The 18,746-nt window shown below is 49.6% G+C and carries 17 protein-coding genes, 1 tRNA gene and 1 pseudogene; 9 read left to right on the top strand and 10 right to left on the bottom strand.

The features are described from left to right. Positions 1-183, top strand: a 183-nt coding sequence (locus G445_RS10530) for a hypothetical protein (protein ID WP_040431048.1), incomplete at its 5' end; no start/stop codon positions are given. Positions 184-360: 177 nt separating this feature from the next. Here G445_RS10530 and G445_RS0108300 read toward each other — a convergent pair. Then, complete coding sequence (locus G445_RS0108300; protein WP_022867067.1) at positions 361-1,467, bottom strand: DUF3866 family protein; 1,107 nt, start codon at positions 1,465-1,467, stop codon at positions 361-363. Positions 1,468-1,673: 206 nt separating this feature from the next. Here G445_RS0108300 and G445_RS0108305 point away from each other — a divergent pair, with 206 nt between their 5' ends. From G445_RS0108305 to G445_RS10535, 5 genes are read left to right on the top strand one after another with little or no spacing between them, the layout of a single operon-like run. Beyond that, a complete protein-coding gene (locus G445_RS0108305; protein WP_022867068.1) occupies positions 1,674-2,753 on the top strand; it encodes a helix-turn-helix transcriptional regulator in 1,080 nt (359 codons plus the stop codon). 1 nt (position 2,754) lies between these two features. After that, positions 2,755-4,008, top strand: a complete 1,254-nt coding sequence (locus tag G445_RS0108310) for a WYL domain-containing protein (protein ID WP_022867069.1) — start codon at positions 2,755-2,757, stop codon at positions 4,006-4,008. Further along, positions 3,986-6,670 (top strand): DEAD/DEAH box helicase, encoded by a 2,685-nt coding sequence (locus G445_RS0108315; protein WP_022867070.1) that lies wholly within the window; start codon positions 3,986-3,988, stop codon positions 6,668-6,670. Before G445_RS0108310 ends, G445_RS0108315 begins: the two co-directional genes overlap by 23 nt. Next, entirely contained in the window at positions 6,670-8,301 is a 1,632-nt protein-coding gene (gene lnt / locus G445_RS0108320) for an apolipoprotein N-acyltransferase (protein WP_022867071.1), read from the top strand. The genes G445_RS0108315 and lnt overlap by 1 nt, the downstream gene beginning before the upstream one ends. 25 nt (positions 8,302-8,326) lie before the next feature. Next, positions 8,327-9,103 (top strand): polyprenol monophosphomannose synthase, encoded by a 777-nt coding sequence (locus tag G445_RS10535; protein ID WP_022867072.1) that lies wholly within the window; start codon positions 8,327-8,329, stop codon positions 9,101-9,103. A 175-nt stretch (positions 9,104-9,278) separates the two neighbouring features. Here G445_RS10535 and G445_RS0108330 read toward each other — a convergent pair whose 3' ends face one another. The 4 genes from G445_RS0108330 to G445_RS10540 form a co-directional block, all read right to left on the bottom strand. Continuing rightward, the gene (locus G445_RS0108330) at positions 9,279-9,629 is read right to left on the bottom strand and encodes an RNA polymerase-binding protein RbpA (RefSeq protein ID WP_022867073.1); all 351 of its coding nucleotides are present in this window, start codon (positions 9,627-9,629) and stop codon (positions 9,279-9,281) included. A 351-nt stretch (positions 9,630-9,980) separates the two neighbouring features. Next, entirely contained in the window at positions 9,981-10,547 is a 567-nt protein-coding gene (locus tag G445_RS0108335; protein WP_026421066.1) for a MerR family transcriptional regulator, read from the bottom strand. Positions 10,548-10,986: 439 nt separating this feature from the next. Next, positions 10,987-11,754 (bottom strand): transcriptional regulator FtsR, encoded by a 768-nt coding sequence (gene ftsR, locus G445_RS0108340; protein WP_022867075.1) that lies wholly within the window; start codon positions 11,752-11,754, stop codon positions 10,987-10,989. Beyond that, entirely contained in the window at positions 11,751-12,206 is a 456-nt protein-coding gene (locus G445_RS10540; protein ID WP_040431052.1) for an FHA domain-containing protein, read from the bottom strand. Before G445_RS10540 ends, ftsR begins: the two co-directional genes overlap by 4 nt. Positions 12,207-12,469: 263 nt before the next feature. On the opposite strand from G445_RS10540, the gene G445_RS0108350 reads away from it, so the two are divergent. Together G445_RS0108350 and ppc are read left to right on the top strand one after the other, a co-directional pair. Next, positions 12,470-12,543: transfer RNA gene (locus G445_RS0108350), tRNA-Pro, on the top strand. A gap of 72 nt (positions 12,544-12,615) precedes the next feature. Then, complete coding sequence (gene ppc / locus G445_RS0108355) at positions 12,616-15,429, top strand: phosphoenolpyruvate carboxylase (RefSeq protein ID WP_022867077.1); 2,814 nt, start codon at positions 12,616-12,618, stop codon at positions 15,427-15,429. A 188-nt stretch (positions 15,430-15,617) separates the two neighbouring features. Here the strand turns inward: ppc and G445_RS11275 are convergent, their stop codons facing one another. The 4 genes and pseudogenes from G445_RS11275 to purH form a co-directional block, all read right to left on the bottom strand. Then, positions 15,618-15,731 (bottom strand): hypothetical protein, encoded by a 114-nt coding sequence (locus tag G445_RS11275; RefSeq protein ID WP_084676543.1) that lies wholly within the window; start codon positions 15,729-15,731, stop codon positions 15,618-15,620. A 5-nt stretch (positions 15,732-15,736) separates the two neighbouring features. After that, entirely contained in the window at positions 15,737-16,510 is a 774-nt protein-coding gene (locus G445_RS10545) for a phosphoribosylamine--glycine ligase (RefSeq protein ID WP_084676544.1), read from the bottom strand. Positions 16,511-16,512: 2 nt separating this feature from the next. Further along, positions 16,513-16,869, bottom strand: a complete 357-nt coding sequence (locus tag G445_RS12005; RefSeq protein WP_306718351.1) for a hypothetical protein — start codon at positions 16,867-16,869, stop codon at positions 16,513-16,515. Then, positions 16,852-17,121: pseudogene (gene purH / locus G445_RS12010) on the bottom strand (bifunctional phosphoribosylaminoimidazolecarboxamide formyltransferase/IMP cyclohydrolase); the annotation flags it as partial. The pseudogene purH and the gene G445_RS12005, both read right to left, overlap by 18 nt. 475 nt (positions 17,122-17,596) lie before the next feature. Between purH and G445_RS11020 the strand changes: the two are divergent. Further along, positions 17,597-18,217 (top strand): TetR/AcrR family transcriptional regulator, encoded by a 621-nt coding sequence (locus G445_RS11020; RefSeq protein ID WP_022867080.1) that lies wholly within the window; start codon positions 17,597-17,599, stop codon positions 18,215-18,217. A 107-nt stretch (positions 18,218-18,324) separates the two neighbouring features. Here the strand turns inward: G445_RS11020 and G445_RS0108370 are convergent, their stop codons facing one another. After that, entirely contained in the window at positions 18,325-18,630 is a 306-nt protein-coding gene (locus G445_RS0108370; RefSeq protein ID WP_022867081.1) for an antibiotic biosynthesis monooxygenase family protein, read from the bottom strand. Between the last annotated feature and the right edge of the window lie 116 nt (positions 18,631-18,746).

The following is an 18,746-nucleotide window of genomic DNA, read 5'->3' on the forward strand; positions in this document are numbered from 1 at the left end:
GATGACGCCAGGGTGCAAGCCAAGCGTAAGGCTGCCGAGGCGTTGGTGCGACGCCTGGTGGCTGAGGACGCTTATACCGGTCAGCACTGGGGCTATCTGATCGCCTACGAGCAAGACACCGCCCGTGCCGACTCGTGGAAAGACCTGAAAGCCCTCGCCAGCCCGGTCAGCAACGCCCTGTAGCTGCGAGTTCGGGGTAGTGCATGGTGGTGGCTCCTGTCATTGCGTCACGTACATACACGCTCTGATCAGGGCTAATAGAAAGTCGTAACCAGCGCTACCTTTTGGCGCTTGCCACACCTTTTAACGTAGCGGTGAGAAAATACCTTAATTTGGATAATGAGATATTAATAAGCCTGGCTACATGTTGAGAGCGCGCTGCCCGGCAACATAACCGGCGGCGGCCGCAGCCAAGAAGTTCAGCGAATCTTCTGTGAGTCCACGCCCCATGGTGGACAAACGCACCGGAGAAGCAACGAGTTCATCAACAAGGAGGGAAGCCTCAACGTCAACACGTGTTAAACGCTGGCAGGCAAAAAGCTCTTCAAGCCCGCGATTCACATCATCACGAACCTCCGAGCTAACCAACCGCGATAATTCGTCCTCACCCAAAACGGGGACCGGGCAGAGCGCAGGGGTGTGGGCAACCCGAAGTAGCGCCGTCGTCGTGTGGTGTGAAAGTGCGTGGTGGCGTCCGCGCGCATCGGCGTTGGACATGCGCAACAGACCAATCGCGCATCCACCCAAAACATTCACCGCATTAATCACATCACCCACATAGGTTCCCGAATATCCCCAACGGGTGCCGGTCCCCAGGTTTCCAGGACCTTGAGCCACAATAGCAATATCCGCTTCCCAAACGAGGCGTGCGGCAAGAAGAGCAGTATAAATATTGACGGCTTCAAGATCCCCGCCGAAGGCTTGCCCGCAAGAAATTGTTCCCATCATGTAACCGGCGGATTTTAATTCGGCTGCGGAGCGGGAAAACCATGCCGGGAGCGCACCGCCGTCGTTCATAATATACGCAATTTTCGCTTGTGGGTGAATGCTACGGATGCCTGCAATAGCGGCGGGGAGTGCGGAGTGAAGGTCGGCAACAATGACGGGCATTCCACTGATAGAGTCGGCGTTTTCCAGGAGTTCATGCCAGGGCGATTCCTGTTCGTCCACACCGAGCGTCATGTATTGGAGCGGTGTGTAGCGCGCCTTAACAATATGGCCCGGGGCTTGCGGGCTGTCCTGAGGAAGCCTATCGGGAATCGCGCAAATATACATGTATCCGCCGGTTCCTAGCCCGCGTTTCATCGCACTAGCTTGGAGAAGAACGCGGTCGCTAACTTCGGGCACACCCGTTATTTCCGTATAGGCAAGTGCCTTACCCTTTTCGCCCTCACACTCGACCATGCATTCTTGGGCACCCGGCCAATTTTTTCCTAGGGAAAGCACTGTTCCCTCACGCCAAATCATCACCTCTCCATTTTACCCATAGGGTAATCTTGTGAGTGGGAAAGCTCCAAAACTGCCGAGGCGAAGCTCAGGGATACGTATATCCTTGAGGTACGAGATTCGCCCGTTTGCCGTCGAGAATATGTGACGACGGAAAAGGCGCGAAACGTGCAGATAGGTGGAACGATAACATCGAAACGTTCCGACGATGTGCGGAAAGGAAGAGGATGGCTAAGACTCGAAACCGTGGCAAAATTACGGAACGCCATCTGTCCTTGCTGTCGTTTATACGCCGTGGCAACGGGGTAACTTTGGCGGATATGTATTCGCAAATTCCCGCATATCGTGACAATAACCTATCGGAAAGCACCTTGGAGCGCGATATTTTTGCCCTTCGCCAAGCGGGGTATCCGATTCGAACAACCGGGAAATACACCTATGTTTACGACGAGACCGCGCCTCTGTGGGCACATGTGAATCGCGCCGATGCGAGTGTTCTTAGGTCGGCTTTGAGCCTTGTTCACAAAAAAGATGCTTTGCATGATGCCGTTGTTCAGGGAGGTAAGAAGCTGTTGTCCTTTGTGGGAGAAGGAACAGATGCGCCGTTGCCGCTTTATACTGCGTATCGTTCACCGGAGGGTTCAAAATATGCGCCAATTATTGCTCGGGCGCTACAGGCAGGTAAGCGTGTTCAATATGCGTATAGAGGCAGCGCTTCTGTTCCGAGTGTGTATTGTTTGGAGCCTTGGCATATATCCAGTTTTTTGGATTCTTTTTACGTGACGGGAATGGCAGTCAAGGTAGGTGCGTCGGTACCCGGTTCGCAACAGCCGAGCCAAGCATGGGAGCTAAGAACGTTCAAACTCTCGCGCATGGCAGACCTCGTTGTTCTTGAGGAAGACACGTGTTTTCCTCGTCGTGACGTGACATTACCTATTTTTCAAACGGAATACGCCGATATTGCTATCGCTCCCGGCACCTGCGCGCCCTTGCGCACGCGAGGGGTAGCCCTCTCAACAACAGATGAAAATGCAACAGCAGTTCCCTTGGGCACCCGTAGGGTATCCACACATCACGTAGACGTGACAACAGGTTGGCCGGTGTATCGCTTTTCTCCCGTAACACTTGCTCATTTGTGGCAAAACCTTATCCTTTATGGCGACGATGTTCGACTCGTTGAACCGAATGAGCTTCGCGAGCAGTGGCATTCAAGATTGGCGTCTCTGTATGCATGTGTTTCAGGCCGGCAAGGCAACCCTCAGCTAGCAGGTTTTGAGCCACAATCAGCGGAATCGCCGGAGGTGTAGCATGTACGTCGTTCAACCCGTTGCGCTGGTAAATTTTGTGGCTCGCCACCCGCAAGGCGTCACGCTCCAAAAGATTGCCACCCATTTTTCAATAACGTGGCAAGAAGCGCTTGCTTCCCTGTGGTCCGTGAATATGGCAGAAGGTAACGACGGACAGTACGTCGCAACTCTCAATCTTCCCCTACCACCTCAAAAGGCGCCAAAGAAAGACTCTGCGCGCGTCCTCTCAACCCCGGAAAAAGGACACATTGTTGATTGTTCAACCACGGATTCGTATTCCGTCGTACTAGATTATGACGCTACTATCGCCACAGAATATGACGCTGACGCCGCCACCCCGGATTCCCTTGTTTCCCTCGTGGAAGGCGGGGATCTGGATATCCCGTTTATGTTGGATGAAGCCATAGCGTTAACGACGGTGCTCGACGAACTTCTCGCAATAACTCCACACGGGGAGGAATCAGATTCCCTACGCGCAACGCGACGCGCCATCGAGAAAGCCGTCGCACACGCTGGTTTTCCGGGAACGCTACCCGAGGAAAAAGAGACCATCGTCGATTCGCACACCGCACAAGAAACCGCGCGCGCACTGCACGAAGGCCGTTACATAACTTTCGAATATTACAAACCCGGCTTACACGCTCACGCAATAACCGCAACATACACGATTATTCCTTTGTCCATTCACGCCGGCGAGAGTATCTTGTGTATCGGCGACGATAACGGCACCATTAAACGGTTCCGTTTAGACCGCATGGCGAATGTAGAGTTGGGGGATAAGGTCAACCGACTCCATATGTCTGCGGCGCGCCGTCGCCACAATGCTGCAGATTCTCTCAATGATTCAATAACGTTCCTACAGCGCAACAGTGCTGATGTGCCGGAAAATTCCCAGAAAATCGATGCTTCTCACGCTACAGACGCGAGCGAAAACAACTGCGCATCCAACAATCTCGATGAGGGCACACATCAACAAGCCGTCTGCCGTAATGTGTTTGCGTATGGACAAATGGTTACGGTAACCGTCGGCCCCACATCGCGTTGGATTGCAGAACGTTTACCGGGTGCGAATACGTACACCAACGGCGATATATGTACCGTCACCTTCCCAGCACGTTCCATTGAATGGCTTACCACTATATTGATTCAGCTCGATGACCTGCGCTCGGTAGAACCGGAATCCGTTGCCTGCGCGGTCTCCCGCCACATTGCTCCTCTCATGAAAGGCCAGGATGTCACTCCACACCACGCCTAATACAGCCCGGTATCGCGAGAATCCGGATAGAGCCCTGTGTCGCGAGAATCAGGACACAGCCCTGTATCGCGACTATCGGGACAGCTATGCCTCACGAGGAATTATTCTCGACGAATTCCAACGCCAAGGCTGCCTAGCCCTGGAACGCGCGGATGTTTTGGTGAGCGCCCCAACAGGTTCCGGAAAAACCGTGGTTGCCATGTACGCCGTTTATCTTGCCTTAGCGCAAGGCAAACGCTGTGTCTACACGGCACCTATTAAAGCCTTGTCCAACCAGAAATATAACGAACTCGTCCGCGATATTGGTGAAGAAAACGTTGGTCTTCTTACAGGCGATCAAAGCATTAACCGCGAGGCCCAGATTCTCGTCGTAACAACCGAGGTGTTGCGAAATATGATTCTTCACGCCTCGGAAGATCTGGCAGATATTGGTTACGCGGTTTTGGATGAGGTTCATTTTCTGGCGGATCGGGAACGTGGCCCGGTGTGGGAGGAAACGATTATGTCCCTTCCCAGCCATATTCGCCTTGTTTCGCTTTCCGCAACGATTGCGAATCTTGAGGAGTTGACGGAGTGGATGCGCAGTATCCGCGGGGCGACGGAGGTTGTTGTATCCACTGTCCGCCCGGTTCCGTTATCTCATTTTGCCTCGGTTCGTCGCAAAATGTACCCGCTTTTCACGCCGGTTCCGAGTGCGGATCCCAAAGAAAAAGAAGTGAACCCCCGTCTTATTTATGCACTTAACCAGTGGGATGATCATCAAGATCGACGACGGAAAACAACGGGTCGAGACCGTCGTAAAATTATTCACCAACTTGCCGAAAACGATATGCTCCCGGCTATTGTGTTTATTTTTTCCCGCGCGGGCTGTGATAAAGCGGTGGACATGTTATTAGATTCCGGTGAGGTGTTAACGAATGCGGAGCAACGCCGGAAAATACGCGAAGAACTTGGCACGTTAAGGGCGAAATTAAGCCCATCGGATCGGCGTGCGATTCGTTTTGAACGCGCCGCCAAAGCTCTGGAACGCGGTTTTGGTGCGCATCATGCCGGTGTTTTTCCGGCGCTGAAAGAAATAACTGAGAAGCTCATGGAGCGCGGGCTAATATCCATTGTGTACGCGACAGGCACGCTTGCCCTGGGGATTGATATGCCTGTGCGCACTGTTGTGTTGGAGGATTTGCGCAGATGGAATGGGCAGGGTTTTGTGGATATTGGCGCAACAGAATATACCCAACTCATGGGGCGTGCGGGTAGGCGCGGGAAGGATATTGAAGGGTACGGAATTGTTCTCACTTCGCCCGAAACCGACCCGGAACATCTTGCGGATGTTGCCTCGGGCCGCGTTGACCCTCTTATTTCAGCATTTCAACCCTCCTACAATACCGTGGTCAATCTTCGTGCACGTATGTCTAATCAGGACGCCCGGGGGCTGATGGGGCGTTCTTTCGCTCAGTTCCAACGCCAGGCTGATGTGGCGAAACTGGAAGTCCGCATCCAAAAAATACGCGGGCGTCTTGCGAAAGAAAAAGAGAGGCTTCACTGCAACCTCGGTGACATTAGTGATTATTTGAGCCAGCTCGCCCAGGGAGGAAGGGCAGCGAAAAGTGCAAGAAAAGCGGCGAAACGCGAGTACCGCGAGCGCATCGAGGATTCCTTTGCAACGGCAAGAAATGGGCGGATATATGCCTATACGGTCGAGAAAGAACTTGTTTATGGACTTGTTCTTTCTCGGGACCCTCAGCGTTTGCGCATTATTGACATGTTTTCGGATATGTATTGGCTTTATGAGGACGAGTTATCCTCGGAGCTTCGTGCTGTGGGGGAGTTGGAGCTGCCACGCGGGTTGTCTTTAAAGCGTCGTGAGGTTCGAGTGGATATTGCACAATCTCTCATGGACGCGGTGGAGGATCGTATAGATGTGGGGCTTGATGAGGATTTGCTACGTTCGTGGTCGCGTTTTGCTCCTCCGCGTGATACCGCGCTTCTTCGCCACCCGTGTGCTTCTTGTCCCGATATGGACTCGCATATTCGCCAGGGGGAGTCCGTGATGTCTTTGGCGAAAAACCTCCAAGATCTTGAAGCGAGAGTTGCGGGGTTTACGGATTCTGTGGGGCGTGAATTTGATGCGACGGTCAGTATTCTTACCCAACTTGGTGTTCTTCAAGGGGAGGATACCCACTTGTCGGTAGGTGCCGAGCAACTGCGCCATCTTCATATGGAAGGTGATCTTCTTGCCTACCTATGTTTGTCCCGTCTCGAAGAAAACAGTCTGGAGCCTCATGATCTTGCCGGATGGGCATCGATTTTTCTGTGCGACGACCGCCTTGGTACAGCTTTTCCACGTACCGCGGTTCTTTTCGATGCAGCGTCAGTTGCTCGCCACGAAGCCAATTTCTTACGTTCTTTAGAATTACGTGCCGGAATTGAGCGCACCCCTGAACCCAGTCCAGGATGTGCGGATGCGATGCGGGCGTGGGCGCAAGGTTCTGGTTTGGAAACCTGTTTGGCAATGTCTCGTATGGTAGCCGGTGATTTCATTACTGCTGCTCGTCGCGTTGTCGATGTTCTTGGGCAAATCGCGCTCGCCATGGAAGGTACCTGGTTGGAAGGCGTTGCGCGTGATGCGGGGCGGTTAATGAGAAGGACGGATTTTCTGTGATGTTGCGTGTCGGACTCCGGTTATTGTGTGCTACGTGTTGCGGGATTCTTCTTTATCTTGCTTTTCCGCCGGTTTCTGTGGGTCTTATGGCAATTGCCGGGGTTGCTTGCCTTGCTGTTCTTACGGAATATTGTCGTGCGCGTGGTGCTTATGGTTACGGCATGTTGGCCTTGTGGATGTTCTTTTCTCTGCATTTTTCGTGGGCGGGGGAGGCGTCCAAGGAGCTGTTGCCACAGATAGCTCTTGGGCTTCTTGAGGCTCTTATGATGGCTTTTGCCCCTATGGGGTGGCGTTATTTGTCTGAGTGGAAGTATCGCTTCCCTGCCCTCGTCTACGTATGTGGGGGAGCGTTTGTTTGGGTTGCCTGTGAGCAGATTCGTTCCATGGTGCCTTTCGGCGGTATTGCGTGGGGGACTCTCGCGTTTTCTCAGGTTTCTACTCCTCTTGTTCGTTTGGCTCCTTGGGGGTCGACGCAGCTCGTGAGTTGGTGTGTTGTTGCGATTGCTTTATCGCTGGCTTATACCTGGCGTAACGCTAAAAAAATGAAGGTTATACCCGCCATGTCGTGTGCCGCATCCGGTATTACTATTTTTTGTTTTCCGTGGTTTATCCCGCTTCCTGCCCAGGCTTCAACGGGGAATGTTCGTATCGGTGTTGTGCAAGGAAATGTTACGCACGGGCAGCGTTTGCCGAGTAATGAAGCTGCGTTGAGTGTTACGTTGAATCACGTTAAAGAAACGGAAAAGTTTTTACCTGGGAGCGTTGATCTTGTTGTGTGGCCAGAATCCGCCTCCGATTTAGATATTAGAACAACACCTGAATCCATGAATCCTATTCTTACTCAGGCTCGTCGCCTAGGTGTTCCAATTATTTTAGGAACACAGGAATATACGACGCAGGGTAATATTCGGCATAGGAGTAATGATTATGTTGTGGTGATGCCGGATGGCAAAATTGCCACAAAATATTCCAAACAGCATCCTGTACCTTTCGGGGAATATATGCCGTATCGTGATTTTTTCCGAATGTTTTCCTCATCGGTTGATCTTATTAGTGTTGACATGTTGCCTGGCGAACAACCCGCTTTGTTAGAGGTTCCTCTTAAGACATCGGAGGGTGCTCGCACAATATCTTTGGCAACACCGATTTGTTTTGAGGTTGCTTGGGGAACGATTGGTTCTGAGGCGATTCGGGCGGGCGCTGAGGTCTATGTGCTTCCCACCAATAACGCTTCTTTCGGGCGTAGTGCGGAATCGGCTCAACAATTCGATATGTTGCGTTTTCGTGCCGTCGAGTATCAAAGAACAGGTATCCAAGTTTCGACGATGGGTACGTCCGGTTTCGTCTATCCACACGGCGCCGTTGGGAAACGGACACCGTTGTGGCAGTCCGCGTCTTTCGTCGTTAAAACACCTTTGGTCAATGGCGTAACCCCCGCAGCTCAACTATTTGTTGTCTACATATGGTTATATACCATAGCGGGTATCGTGTTCTTTGCCCGAGGGTGGTGGATTTACCGGGAAAACCCTCCAAAAAAGAAGGGGAAGGTGGCCCGCGCTGGGGGAGGGCGGTTCAGGAAAAAGATAGCCCGATCCCCTAAAAATCATGGTCATTCGAAGAAAAAGAAGTAAACTGCACCACAGGAGGAGTTTTAGTATGGATAAAATTAACGTCGTTATTGCTATTCCGACATATAACGAAAAAGACAATATTGAAAGCATTGTTCAGCGGTGTCGCACGTCAATTCCGCAAGCAGATATCCTCATTGTGGACGATAATTCTCCGGATGGAACAGGCGATATTGCTGATTCTTTAGCCAAAGATGATAGCAAAGTTCATGTGATGCACCGCGAGGGTAAAAACGGTTTAGGGCGCGCATATATTGCGGCATTCTCATGGGCCACGGAGAACGGTTATACACACGTTGTTGAAATGGATGCTGACGGTAGCCATCATCCTGAACAACTTCCGTTGCTTCTTGAACGTGCCGCCATGTCCGATCAACCAGATCTCGTTATTGGTTCGCGATATGTTGAGGGTGGAAAAATAGATGGGTGGTCCAAGCGCCGGCAGATGCTGAGCCGTTTCGGCAATATGTACATTAAGCTGATGCTCGGTATCAAGACGCGTGACGTCACTGCGGGATATCGTGTCTATCGACTCGATGCACTGAAGAAAATTGACCTGGATACGGTTGATACCGTGGGGTATTATTTCCAGGCGGATATGACGGACCGTTTGAATACGGCAGGTGGGCGAATCGTGGAAATGCCGATTACCTTCACGGAACGCGAATCGGGGGAGTCGAAATTATCTGGTTCTGTTTTCACAGAATCTTTAAAAAAGACGACGGTAACCGGCGTAAAACGCCGTTCCAATCAAGTCCTGCAAGCGGTGAATTCCTTGAAGAAAAACCGCAAAAAGGACGTCTAAATAAATAGGATGTCCTAATAACCTCATAGATAGGTAAACAGGATGTCTTAATAACGTCATAAACGGGTGAACAAGACGTCCTCAACCTTCATAAACGGGTGCGTAATATCAGGGTTATGTCAAAATGTCGCAATTTTGACATAACCCTGATATTTATTACATAACCAAATATTTATTAGTGACGACCTCGGCGCAAACGCCCGGTACGGAGCAAATCGAGGCGTTCTTCTAAGAGAACTTCGAGTTCTTCAATACTGCGCCGTTCCATGAGCATATCCCAGTGTGTACGAACGGGCTTAACCGGCTTACGCTCATCAACGCCTTCGCCTTCAAGAAGTTCTCCCTCTTGGCCGCATCTGCATTGCCACGCCACGGGAACTTCCGCGTTAACGACCATGGCAACTGCGAAAACGTGTCCATTGGGGCAGCGGTATTTAATTTGCTTACGATCAACAAAAGCGACGTTGGAATCTGTTTCGAGGGATTTTGTCCCGATGCTCATACCGCGAAGTGAACGTTCTGACATGATAACCTTTCGTAAAAAATGACATATATATTTTACAAGATATGTCCAGAGCGCCTTCTAGAATTATTGTTTTGGGCGAGGAAGGGCTGTGTGTAATGGCGGGTTTTCCTTGGTATCTTGCGGTTTTATCATGATGTGTACAAGATGAAAGACCGTATATGTATAAGATGGTTGTAGTTTTCTCACCCCTATCTAATGTTCCGATAATGTACATTATGTCAAATTGGAGGGGAAAATTAGTCCACATCCATTACCCCTCGCTAAGGAACCGGAGAACAAGGAATCTGAGAGCAAAGAAATGAGGGCTCCTACGTTCGCTTAGAGCCTGTAGGAACCCCTCTCCTGTTTCTTTTAAGCCTTGGAGCGCTTCAATGCACGCCGTTGAGCTAATTCATCAATAACTGGTGCTTCTTCTTCGGCACGTTCTGTTGGAAGCTGTGCCAGAGATCCTTCGACTTCACGCCAGACTCTGCCAACCGCAATGCCAAATACAGCCTGTCCACCTTTAACGAGATCAATAACTTCGTCGTCAGAAACGCATTCGTACACGGATGCGCCGTCGGACATTAACGTTATGCTGGCTAGATGTTCAATCCCGCGATTTTTTAACTGCTCAATAGCGAGTCGAATTTGCTGGAGTGAAACACCTGTATCGAGAAGCCTTTTGACGACTTTGAGAACAAGGATGTCTCGGAAAGAATAAAGACGCTGGCTACCAGAACCTTTAGCGTTCTGAATGGTTGGTGACACTAACCCTGTGCGATCCCAGTAATCGAGCTGGCGATACGTAATGCCCGCCGCTTTGGAAGCGACTGGCCCTCTGTATCCTGTTTCCTCATCGAGTTCAGGGAGTGGGTCGCCAAATAGCATTGGTTGCGAACGCTGGTATGTCACCTCTTGCGCTGTAGCCTCGGCCATCTGTTCTCCATTCACGTATCAAATAGTTCGTTTTCCCTTGGAACTTCTACAACTTTACCACCAAAAACCACGTTTTTGAGGGATTTACCAGGTTTTTCCAGGTTGTTTTGCCAATTTCTTTAACGTACGTGACCACAAATGGCGGAATGATGCCATTTTGACAGATGTTAAAGATGTGAATGTTGTGAAACTGTTAGATTTCCGTCGGCGTGTCGTCTTTTGCTCATACCGGTTATTACCCACTCGCGTCATAATATTTACGAAAAATACTGGGCATAACACTCCCCTAATAGGCACAATTTTGCTACACAACTACACAACAGATGGGTTCGTGTGTGATGCATTTGCTCTTCAAAAACAACACAACTGTTGACTTTTTACGTGAGGTCACTTCCCTACAATAATGCGCAACTCATGGGTTTATGTCAGACGCATATAATCAGCGCAATTCGGTTTCTAGATTTTCCGCAAGCAATGCCTCATAGAGGTGCGCCATGCTTGACGCATCTTCTGTTGCTTGATTCAGTGCTCGTTCCCTAGCGACAGTTGTTTTCTTTGCTATATCTGTTGAGAGATGGCCTGTGAGCATTACAGCATGGGCGTGAGCTGAGTTGCGAATAGTTCTAATTTGACGGACATCGTAGCCACGTTCAAGAAGCAACAAACTATATTTCACAACGTCAACGGCGCTGGAATTTACTCGCCCGCGCGGATCGACAGCTAAAATCCCCGCTTGTGCCATATCGTTAACAAGCTCTAAAGGTGCACCCGTTAATGCAGCAACTCGCGTAAGCCTGAGCCTCTCCCCTGGTTTTGGTGGGCGAAGATTATCATCACTTACTGCACGAACAGTTCCGCGTGGAGAATTTTCCGAAATAATTCCCGTATCTAGTTGATGCAAAACCTCTTTTATCTGCTTTAAAGGAAGATAACGGTCGCGCTGCTCGCGCAAAATATATCGAATTCGCTCAAGATCCGAGGGTGAAAAAAGGCGCTGATTTGTTGCAGTACGATACGGTTCTATGAGCCCAAAATCCTCATAATGACGAATTTTCGATAAGGAAAGCATAGGAAACTCGTCGTTTAATAATTTTTTCACTTCGCCAATGCGATGGGTGGGTTTATGAGAAACACTTTGTGGCCAAGAAAGCGGTTCTTCGCTACTTTTCGACGAACCAGAAACACGTGATGCTAAAACACGGCTCACTTATTCACCTGGGAACTGTAGAAGGTTAAACGGAATTTGCCGATCTGAATTTCGTCGCCGTCGTGTAATTCAGCCGTGTCAACAAGTTCTCGATTAAGATACGTTCCATTCAATGAACCGGAATCTTTTACGTAGAACGTATCTCCCTTGCGCAAAAATTGAGCGTGTTTACGCGAAACTGTTACGTCGTCAAGGAAAATATTGGTGCGCGGACTCCTCCCCGCGTTTGTCACATCCGAATCAAGCAGGAAACGAGCGCCAGTATTTGGCCCAGATAATGCAATGAGAAGGGCGGATGACTGCGGAAGTGCGGAAAGGGCCGTCAATTCTTCAGAAGACAATGTACGGCCAACTTTGGGAATCTCGCCTGTGACATTGGCACTTATAGCTCCAAAGCGTGATGTTTCATTGGGTAAAGCTTGAGTAGCATTCGGATCAAATTTTTCAATCATGGTTCCTCCGTTGCCTGAGCCTTGTTGCCTTTTACGCATGTACCATATTAGCAGGGTGCGCACCGACTTTTTCTAAGATGTCTATTTTACCAAAGTGAATGTTAGGGAACAATGTGGCCACAATATGCAGTGAACACAATGTACAGATATTGCAACGTACGCAGGTCACAATTCGCTACATAATCCAACATGTGTCCATTCTCTCCATGCCTCAATTTGTTATTTTTCGTGCCATGCGGTAGCTTAGTAAAGTCCGATACGGACGGGCTATGGCGCAGTTTGGTAGCGCACTTGACTGGGGGTCAAGGGGTCGTGGGTTCAAATCCCGCTAGCCCGACAACTTTTTCAGATGCTGTATCCCTGAGATGTTCAGCATTATCCATGTTGTCTATAGAAAACGAGGCATACAGTGAGCCTTCACGAAAACGACACATTCCTTGATTCGGTTGATAGTAGTTCTTTGTCACCTGAAGATATTGAAGCCCCACTTCGCGCGGAAGTGCGCCGTCTCATTACCCTCCTTGGTCAAGAAATTTCCCAGCAACACGGTCAAGATATGCTTGATCTCGTCGAAACAGTACGTTCTGTTTCCCGAACTTTCGACGCTAAATCGGCCGCTTCGGAAGTTCGCAAAACACTTGAATCTATTCCTGAAGATACCGCAGGCATTCTTGCGCGAGCCTTCGCAGAATATTTCCTTTTAGCAAATGCCGCGGAACAGACCTTCCGCATTCGTTCCATTCAAAATAAAGACGAGCAAGAACAATGGATTCCTCGCGCGATCCAGCGCATTGTGGACACGGTTGGAGTTACCGGCCTGCAAAAAACAGTTGATTCGCTTGATATTCGCCTTGTTTTCACGGCTCACCCTACAGAAGCCCAACGTCGCGCAGTGTTGACCAAACTTCGTCGTATCTCCGAAATCGTCGAAGAAACAACAGAAGAAGGCACACAGGAACGCGAGCGTCAAGATACCGAACTTGCACGCGTCGTCGAGAGTTTATGGTTAACCGACGAATTGCGTCGCGTGCAACCCACTCCCCTGGACGAGGCACGTAATGTCATGTGGTATTTACGTGCGCTCTACACTCAAACCCTTCCGGATGTTCTCGATACTTTCCGCTCTGAACTCGAAAAGCATGGCGCGCACCTTCCCGAAAACGCGGTTCCCATTAAGTTTGGTTCCTGGATTGGAGGCGACCGCGACGGAAACCCCTACGTTACACCGGATGTCACATCGGATGTGTTGAAACTCCAGTCCGCAACGGCAATCAACATTGCTACATACTTTATTAACCAGGCAATTAACACACTCTCCCTTTCCTCCCGTTTCATGGGTGAAGATAAAGAACTTGTTGCTTCTTTGGAGAAGGATTTTGAACACGAGGGTCTTGTTAATGCAACAGATTGGGCGCTCTATGCCGAAGAACCTTACCGTCTGAAACTCGGCGCCATGCGCGGAAAACTGACGAATACCGTCGCACGTATTAAATCCGGTACGCAACACGTTCCGGGCTACGATTATTCTTCGGGACAGGAAATTCAGGACGAATTCCAGCTGGTACGTGATGCCTTGCGTCGCCACGGTGCCGAAAAGGTTGCGGATTCATATTTGGCAACAGCCCAGCAAATTATTCACGGTATGGGCTTGGGGCTTGTTATTTTGGATGTTCGTGAACATTCGGAAAAGCATTTCGAGATTCTTGCGGAATTATTTAACCGTTTCGGCGATTTGGAAACCCAGTACGAGGATCTTACTCGCGAGGAACGTACGGTTCTGTTAAAGAAAGAATTAGCTTCCTCACGTCCCCTTGCTCCAGCAACAATTACGACGGAAGATTCTCCACTTTCCGAAGACGCTCAGCGTACTTTCGATGTGTTCCGCACTATCCGTGAGGCACACAAAACATATGGCACGGATGCGATTACCACCTATATTGTTTCCATGACTCACGGCGCGGACGACATTTTCAGTGTTGCTCTGCTTGCCCGTGAAGCAGGACTTATTGACCTCGAATCCCAGGTACATCGTGCAGATATTGGTTTTGCCCCACTTCTTGAGGAAGTTCCCGAACTTCGCCAGGCAGGCGAGATTCTCGATGCTCTTCTTTCAGATCCGAATTATCGTGAAATTGTGCGACTTCGCGGAAACCGTCAGGAAGTGATGCTCGGGTATTCGGATTCCAATAAGGATGCTGGTGTTCTCACTTCCCAGTGGGAGATTCACCAGGCACAGCGCCAGTTGCGTGATGTGGCCAACCGTCACGGCGTGACCTTGCGTCTCTTCCACGGACGCGGAGGAAGCGTTGGGCGTGGTGGCGGACCAACCTACGATTCCATTCTTGGACAACCTTTCGGCGTTCTTGATGGCGAAATTAAATTCACCGAACAGGGCGAAGTTATTTCCGATAAATACATGTTGCCTGAGTTGGCGAGCGAGAATCTTTCCCTAACCCTCGCGGCCGTATTGGAGGCTAGCGCACTTCACCGCGCACCACGTAATACGGATCGTTCCCTTGCGAAGTTCGATGAAATTATGGACTTTATGTCTGAGGCGGCATATGCGCGGTATCGAACACTGGCGGATGATCCTGATCTTCCAGCCTACTTTGTTGCCTCTACCCCTGTAGAACAGCTTGGCGAGTTGAAGATTGGTTCACGTCCCTCTAAGCGCACCACATCTGAAAAGGGCTTAGATGGTTTGCGTGCTATCCCCTGGGTTTTCGGTTGGACGCAATCTCGCCAAATTATTCCGGGCTGGTTCGGCGTGGGAAGCGGTTTGAAGGCCGCGCGTGAAGCCGGATATGAAAAAGATTTGACCACGATGCTCAACATCTGGCAGTTCTTCCGCTCCACGATGTCAAATATTGAAATGACACTCGCGAAAACAGACATAGAAATCGCTGGTTTCTATGTGGAATCCCTTGTTCCCGAGGAACTGCATCATATTTATGATCTTATTCGTGAAGAATATGAGCTAACTCTTCAAGAAGTTGAACGTCTTGTTTCTGAGTCGAATTTGTTAGATAAACAGCCAGTTCTGCAAAGAACATTGCGTATTCGCGATCTATATTTGAAACCGATTCACTATATGCAGGTTGCCATGCTTGCGCGTGTGCGCGAAGCCGAAGCAGAAGGCGATGTTGAGCAAGTTGCCGGATTACAACGCGCATTATTGACGACGATTAACGGCATCGCCGCCGGCATGAAGAATACCGGTTAAACCCGTGTCAGATTGACTGGTGGGGGTGGTACGTACAACGTACCCCCCCACTTCATTCGTGCTTTTTATACTCACGCAACTGGTGTTGCAATATTCGAGCATTTTATACTCACGCAACTAGTGTCGCAATTTTCGAACGTTTACACACGCGCAACTGATGTTGCAATCAATATCCAAGCCTTCTACATTTAATTAACAGATGTTGCAATATCCGTGCGGTACGTGAGAGCTGGGCAGTGAATGCGTGAAACAAGGTTATAAGCATTGTTGCGCGCCTGCGCCTGGGTGGAAGCCTTCCCCATCGCTGTCAGCACACGGCCGCTGAGTTCACGAGCGTAGGTGTGCCTGAGCCGTCGAAAACCTCCTTCTTCACCATGGAGGTGCCGTTGTGGAAAAGAAGTTCGCCGTCGCGCAAAGACGAAGGTAGGGTTATGGGCTCGTCTTTCGTGTAGGAGCCGGGATAGCCGAGAGAAGTGAGAATAACGGCGACGACGAAGTCCTCACTCCACGTAATATCTTTTTCCTGAACGGTGCCGTCAATTGTGGATAAGAGAAGCTCGGCAAGGTCGGATGTCAGGCGCGCAAGAAGCACTTCTGTTTCAGGATCCCCAAAGCGCACATTGAATTCCAGCACTTTTGGAACACCGTCAACCACCATGACACCGATAAAAAGAATACCTGTGTAATCGTACCCATCAGCTTCTAACCCCGCGGAAATTTGGGTGCACATATCGTCTAGAGCGCTGTGGAGCTCCGGGGAAACGCGATACGGCGAGTATGCTCCTACCCCACCCGTATTCGGGCCGGTATCGCCCTTGTAGGCTTTCTTGTAGTCGCGCGCGAGGTCCAGTGGAATGAGGCGGTTATGGGAAACTAGGCAGAGCAGTGACAGCTCCTCCCCCGCCAAAAATTCTTCCATGACAACCGTTGCGCCGGAGTCGCCAAAGGTGCGTTGGCGGAGCATCCGGTCAAGGCTGGCGCATGCTTCCTCGAAAGAATCGACGATCTCCACGCCTTTTCCTAAAGCCAAACCGTCCGCTTTAATAACGAGTGGGTAGGGGGATGTGCGGACAACATCCAGGGCTACATCGTAGTCGGTGACGCCGGATTAGCATTCACATAATACGCTGCGTTTTGGTGGGGATTTTCCCCATAACGTAAGGTCGTGGCAAATTCGTAACCAAAAGTAATGGTGTCGGGGAATTCCACGCCGTTTTCCTCATTAAAGAACGCCGAAATCTGTGAATCATAGAAAGCGGTGTGTGAGAAGGCCTTCCCTGCAAGGCGCTTACGGGTTTCAAGCGTCGTCGTTCCGTGGAGACGAATATCGTCCAGTACCGTATCATAATCTGCCGTGTCGACGAGGACGGTTACGTCCGTATAATTCTTAGCAGCCGCACGAATCATGGCCGGCCCACCAATATCGATCTGTTCAATCATCTCCGGTGTGCTCACGCCAGGCTTTTTCAGAGTCTCAACAAAGGGATAGAGGTTCACCGCCACAAGGTCAATCCCCGTGATGCCGTTATCTTCCACGGTTTTCTGATGTTCAGGGTTGGAACGCTGATAGAGAATTCCGCCGTGAATGGCCGGATGTAAGGTTTTTACCCGACCATCGAGCATTTCAACAACGCCCGTAACATCCTCCACCGCAGTGACCGGAATTCCAGCTTGCGCAATAGTCGCGCTGGTGGAGCCGGTTGAGCTGTTTGTTGACGAGCAGGAGCTGAGTGCAACTGTTAACGCCGGAACGAGAGATGCTAGTTCTAATTTTTCGACAGGTTTTTATTTATAGATATACATTACCTATTTTTCCTGGTACTTGTGGGTCGATTCCTAATCAGGACACTCTTCATGTGAGACGTGGACAACACGAATCCGCAAATCGAGCGTGTTATACCCAGTTTTTAAACCGATTACAAGGTCGGAAAAGTAACGATTTGATAACGATACGTCGTTGAATTTTAATTTTTATAGGAGAAAAAATATAAAATTTACTGGATTTTTCTTGGGAGTGTCGATCAAAATTTCCCGATTTATCAGATAAAAACGAGTTTATGAGGTCATCAAACTAAATAAAGACCTTGTTTTTCGCAAATGTTACCCAATTGTTATAAAAAGGGATTTTAACTTCGCTTTTTCCGCATTTGTCATTTAACATTGATACGTGGAAAGAAAGCATGGAAAAAAAGTCGGTAGGAAACAACGTTTCAATGCGGATGATGTCATCAAAGCTGCAACGGAAGTTGGAGTACACGACTTCACAATGACAGAAATAGCAAACAAAATTGGTGTGGCAGCTCCTGCAGTCTATCGTCTTTACGACGGACGCCAGGCTGTGGTTGATGCAGTCGTTAAACGCGCTGCAGAAGAGATGCCAGTTACCTCTACGGAACTCCCTTGGAAGGAAGCGGTTGAAACATTTATTAGTAATTATCGCGAAACCTTAACGAAATATCCTGGGTTGGCTGAAGAAATCTTAGGCAATCCGATTTCGGCGCTCTATTTTGTTCGCCAATGGGAAACTCTCACCAAAGCGCTTGAAAATAGTGGTTTCTCCGTTGAAGGGTCGGCTTCTTTTGCAATTCAAATAACGTCAGACACAACAGCTCGTTTCGTTCTTGAACAGCTCATCCCCACGGTTCAGGACTATCAGCTTGAACTCATCGAAAAGACGGGTCCGACGTTCATTGAATTCTTAGAGCACGCGCGTGACAACATTGGCCAAGCACTTGATGCTGCGGACGAAGTTGCAACGCAGTGGAGCGAATATATTCATCAAAAGTAAGTAATCGATAATTCATATAATTTCACCACAATTATGTGGAGAGGACCGGGTTCCCCGATCCTCTCCACATTTTTATTTCACTTATTGGTGGTTGGCAGATACTTTATTTATTCGCCCGCGGACTGAACCACGTCAAAGGTGAGAAGGTCAATACTCAAACCACGGTTTTTTGGCTGATCAGCCGTATTGTGAGGATGCTGTTCACGATCCTTTGCCCACGCCTCGTAGGCCTCTTTACTCTCCCACTCCGTCATAACGAAATAGCGCGTCTCTCCACTAACGGGACGCAATAATTTAAACGAACGGAAGCCCGGCCACTTATCAACGGCTGCTTTACGGTTAGCAAAACGTTGTTCGACGACGGCTTCCATGCCTTCCGGATAGGTAAGTGCAACAATATTTACGAAACCCATCACATCTCCTTTTATCGTTTCTCGAAGAATGAAGTTCTTCTCCCCTATTTATACCAAAAAATGAGCCACATCATTGTTAAAGGAACTATGAAGAGATGTTGTCATAACTCGTCGAA

Origin of the sequence: Actinotignum urinale DSM 15805, assembly GCF_000420445.1 — a bacterium.
GTDB lineage: Bacteria > Actinomycetota > Actinomycetes > Actinomycetales > Actinomycetaceae > Actinotignum > Actinotignum urinale.

Bases quoted from the DNA above. Each gene is read 5' to 3' on its own strand.
- G445_RS0108300 (WP_022867067.1), bottom strand. From the start codon at position 1,467: ATGATTTGGCGTGAGGGAACAGTGCTTTCCCTAGGAAAAAATTGGCCG.
- G445_RS0108305 (WP_022867068.1), top strand. From the start codon at position 1,674: ATGGCTAAGACTCGAAACCGTGGCAAAATTACGGAACGCCATCTGTCC.
- G445_RS0108310 (WP_022867069.1), top strand. From the start codon at position 2,755: ATGTACGTCGTTCAACCCGTTGCGCTGGTAAATTTTGTGGCTCGCCAC.
- G445_RS0108315 (WP_022867070.1), top strand. From the start codon at position 3,986: ATGTCACTCCACACCACGCCTAATACAGCCCGGTATCGCGAGAATCCG.
- lnt (WP_022867071.1), top strand. From the start codon at position 6,670: ATGTTGCGTGTCGGACTCCGGTTATTGTGTGCTACGTGTTGCGGGATT.
- G445_RS10535 (WP_022867072.1), top strand. From the start codon at position 8,327: ATGGATAAAATTAACGTCGTTATTGCTATTCCGACATATAACGAAAAA.
- G445_RS0108330 (WP_022867073.1), bottom strand. From the start codon at position 9,629: ATGTCAGAACGTTCACTTCGCGGTATGAGCATCGGGACAAAATCCCTC.
- G445_RS0108335 (WP_026421066.1), bottom strand. From the start codon at position 10,547: ATGGCCGAGGCTACAGCGCAAGAGGTGACATACCAGCGTTCGCAACCA.
- G445_RS10540 (WP_040431052.1), bottom strand. From the start codon at position 12,206: ATGATTGAAAAATTTGATCCGAATGCTACTCAAGCTTTACCCAATGAA.
- G445_RS11275 (WP_084676543.1), bottom strand. From the start codon at position 15,731: ATGGGGAAGGCTTCCACCCAGGCGCAGGCGCGCAACAATGCTTATAAC.
- G445_RS12005 (WP_306718351.1), bottom strand. From the start codon at position 16,869: ATGATTGAACAGATCGATATTGGTGGGCCGGCCATGATTCGTGCGGCT.
- G445_RS0108370 (WP_022867081.1), bottom strand. From the start codon at position 18,630: ATGGGTTTCGTAAATATTGTTGCACTTACCTATCCGGAAGGCATGGAA.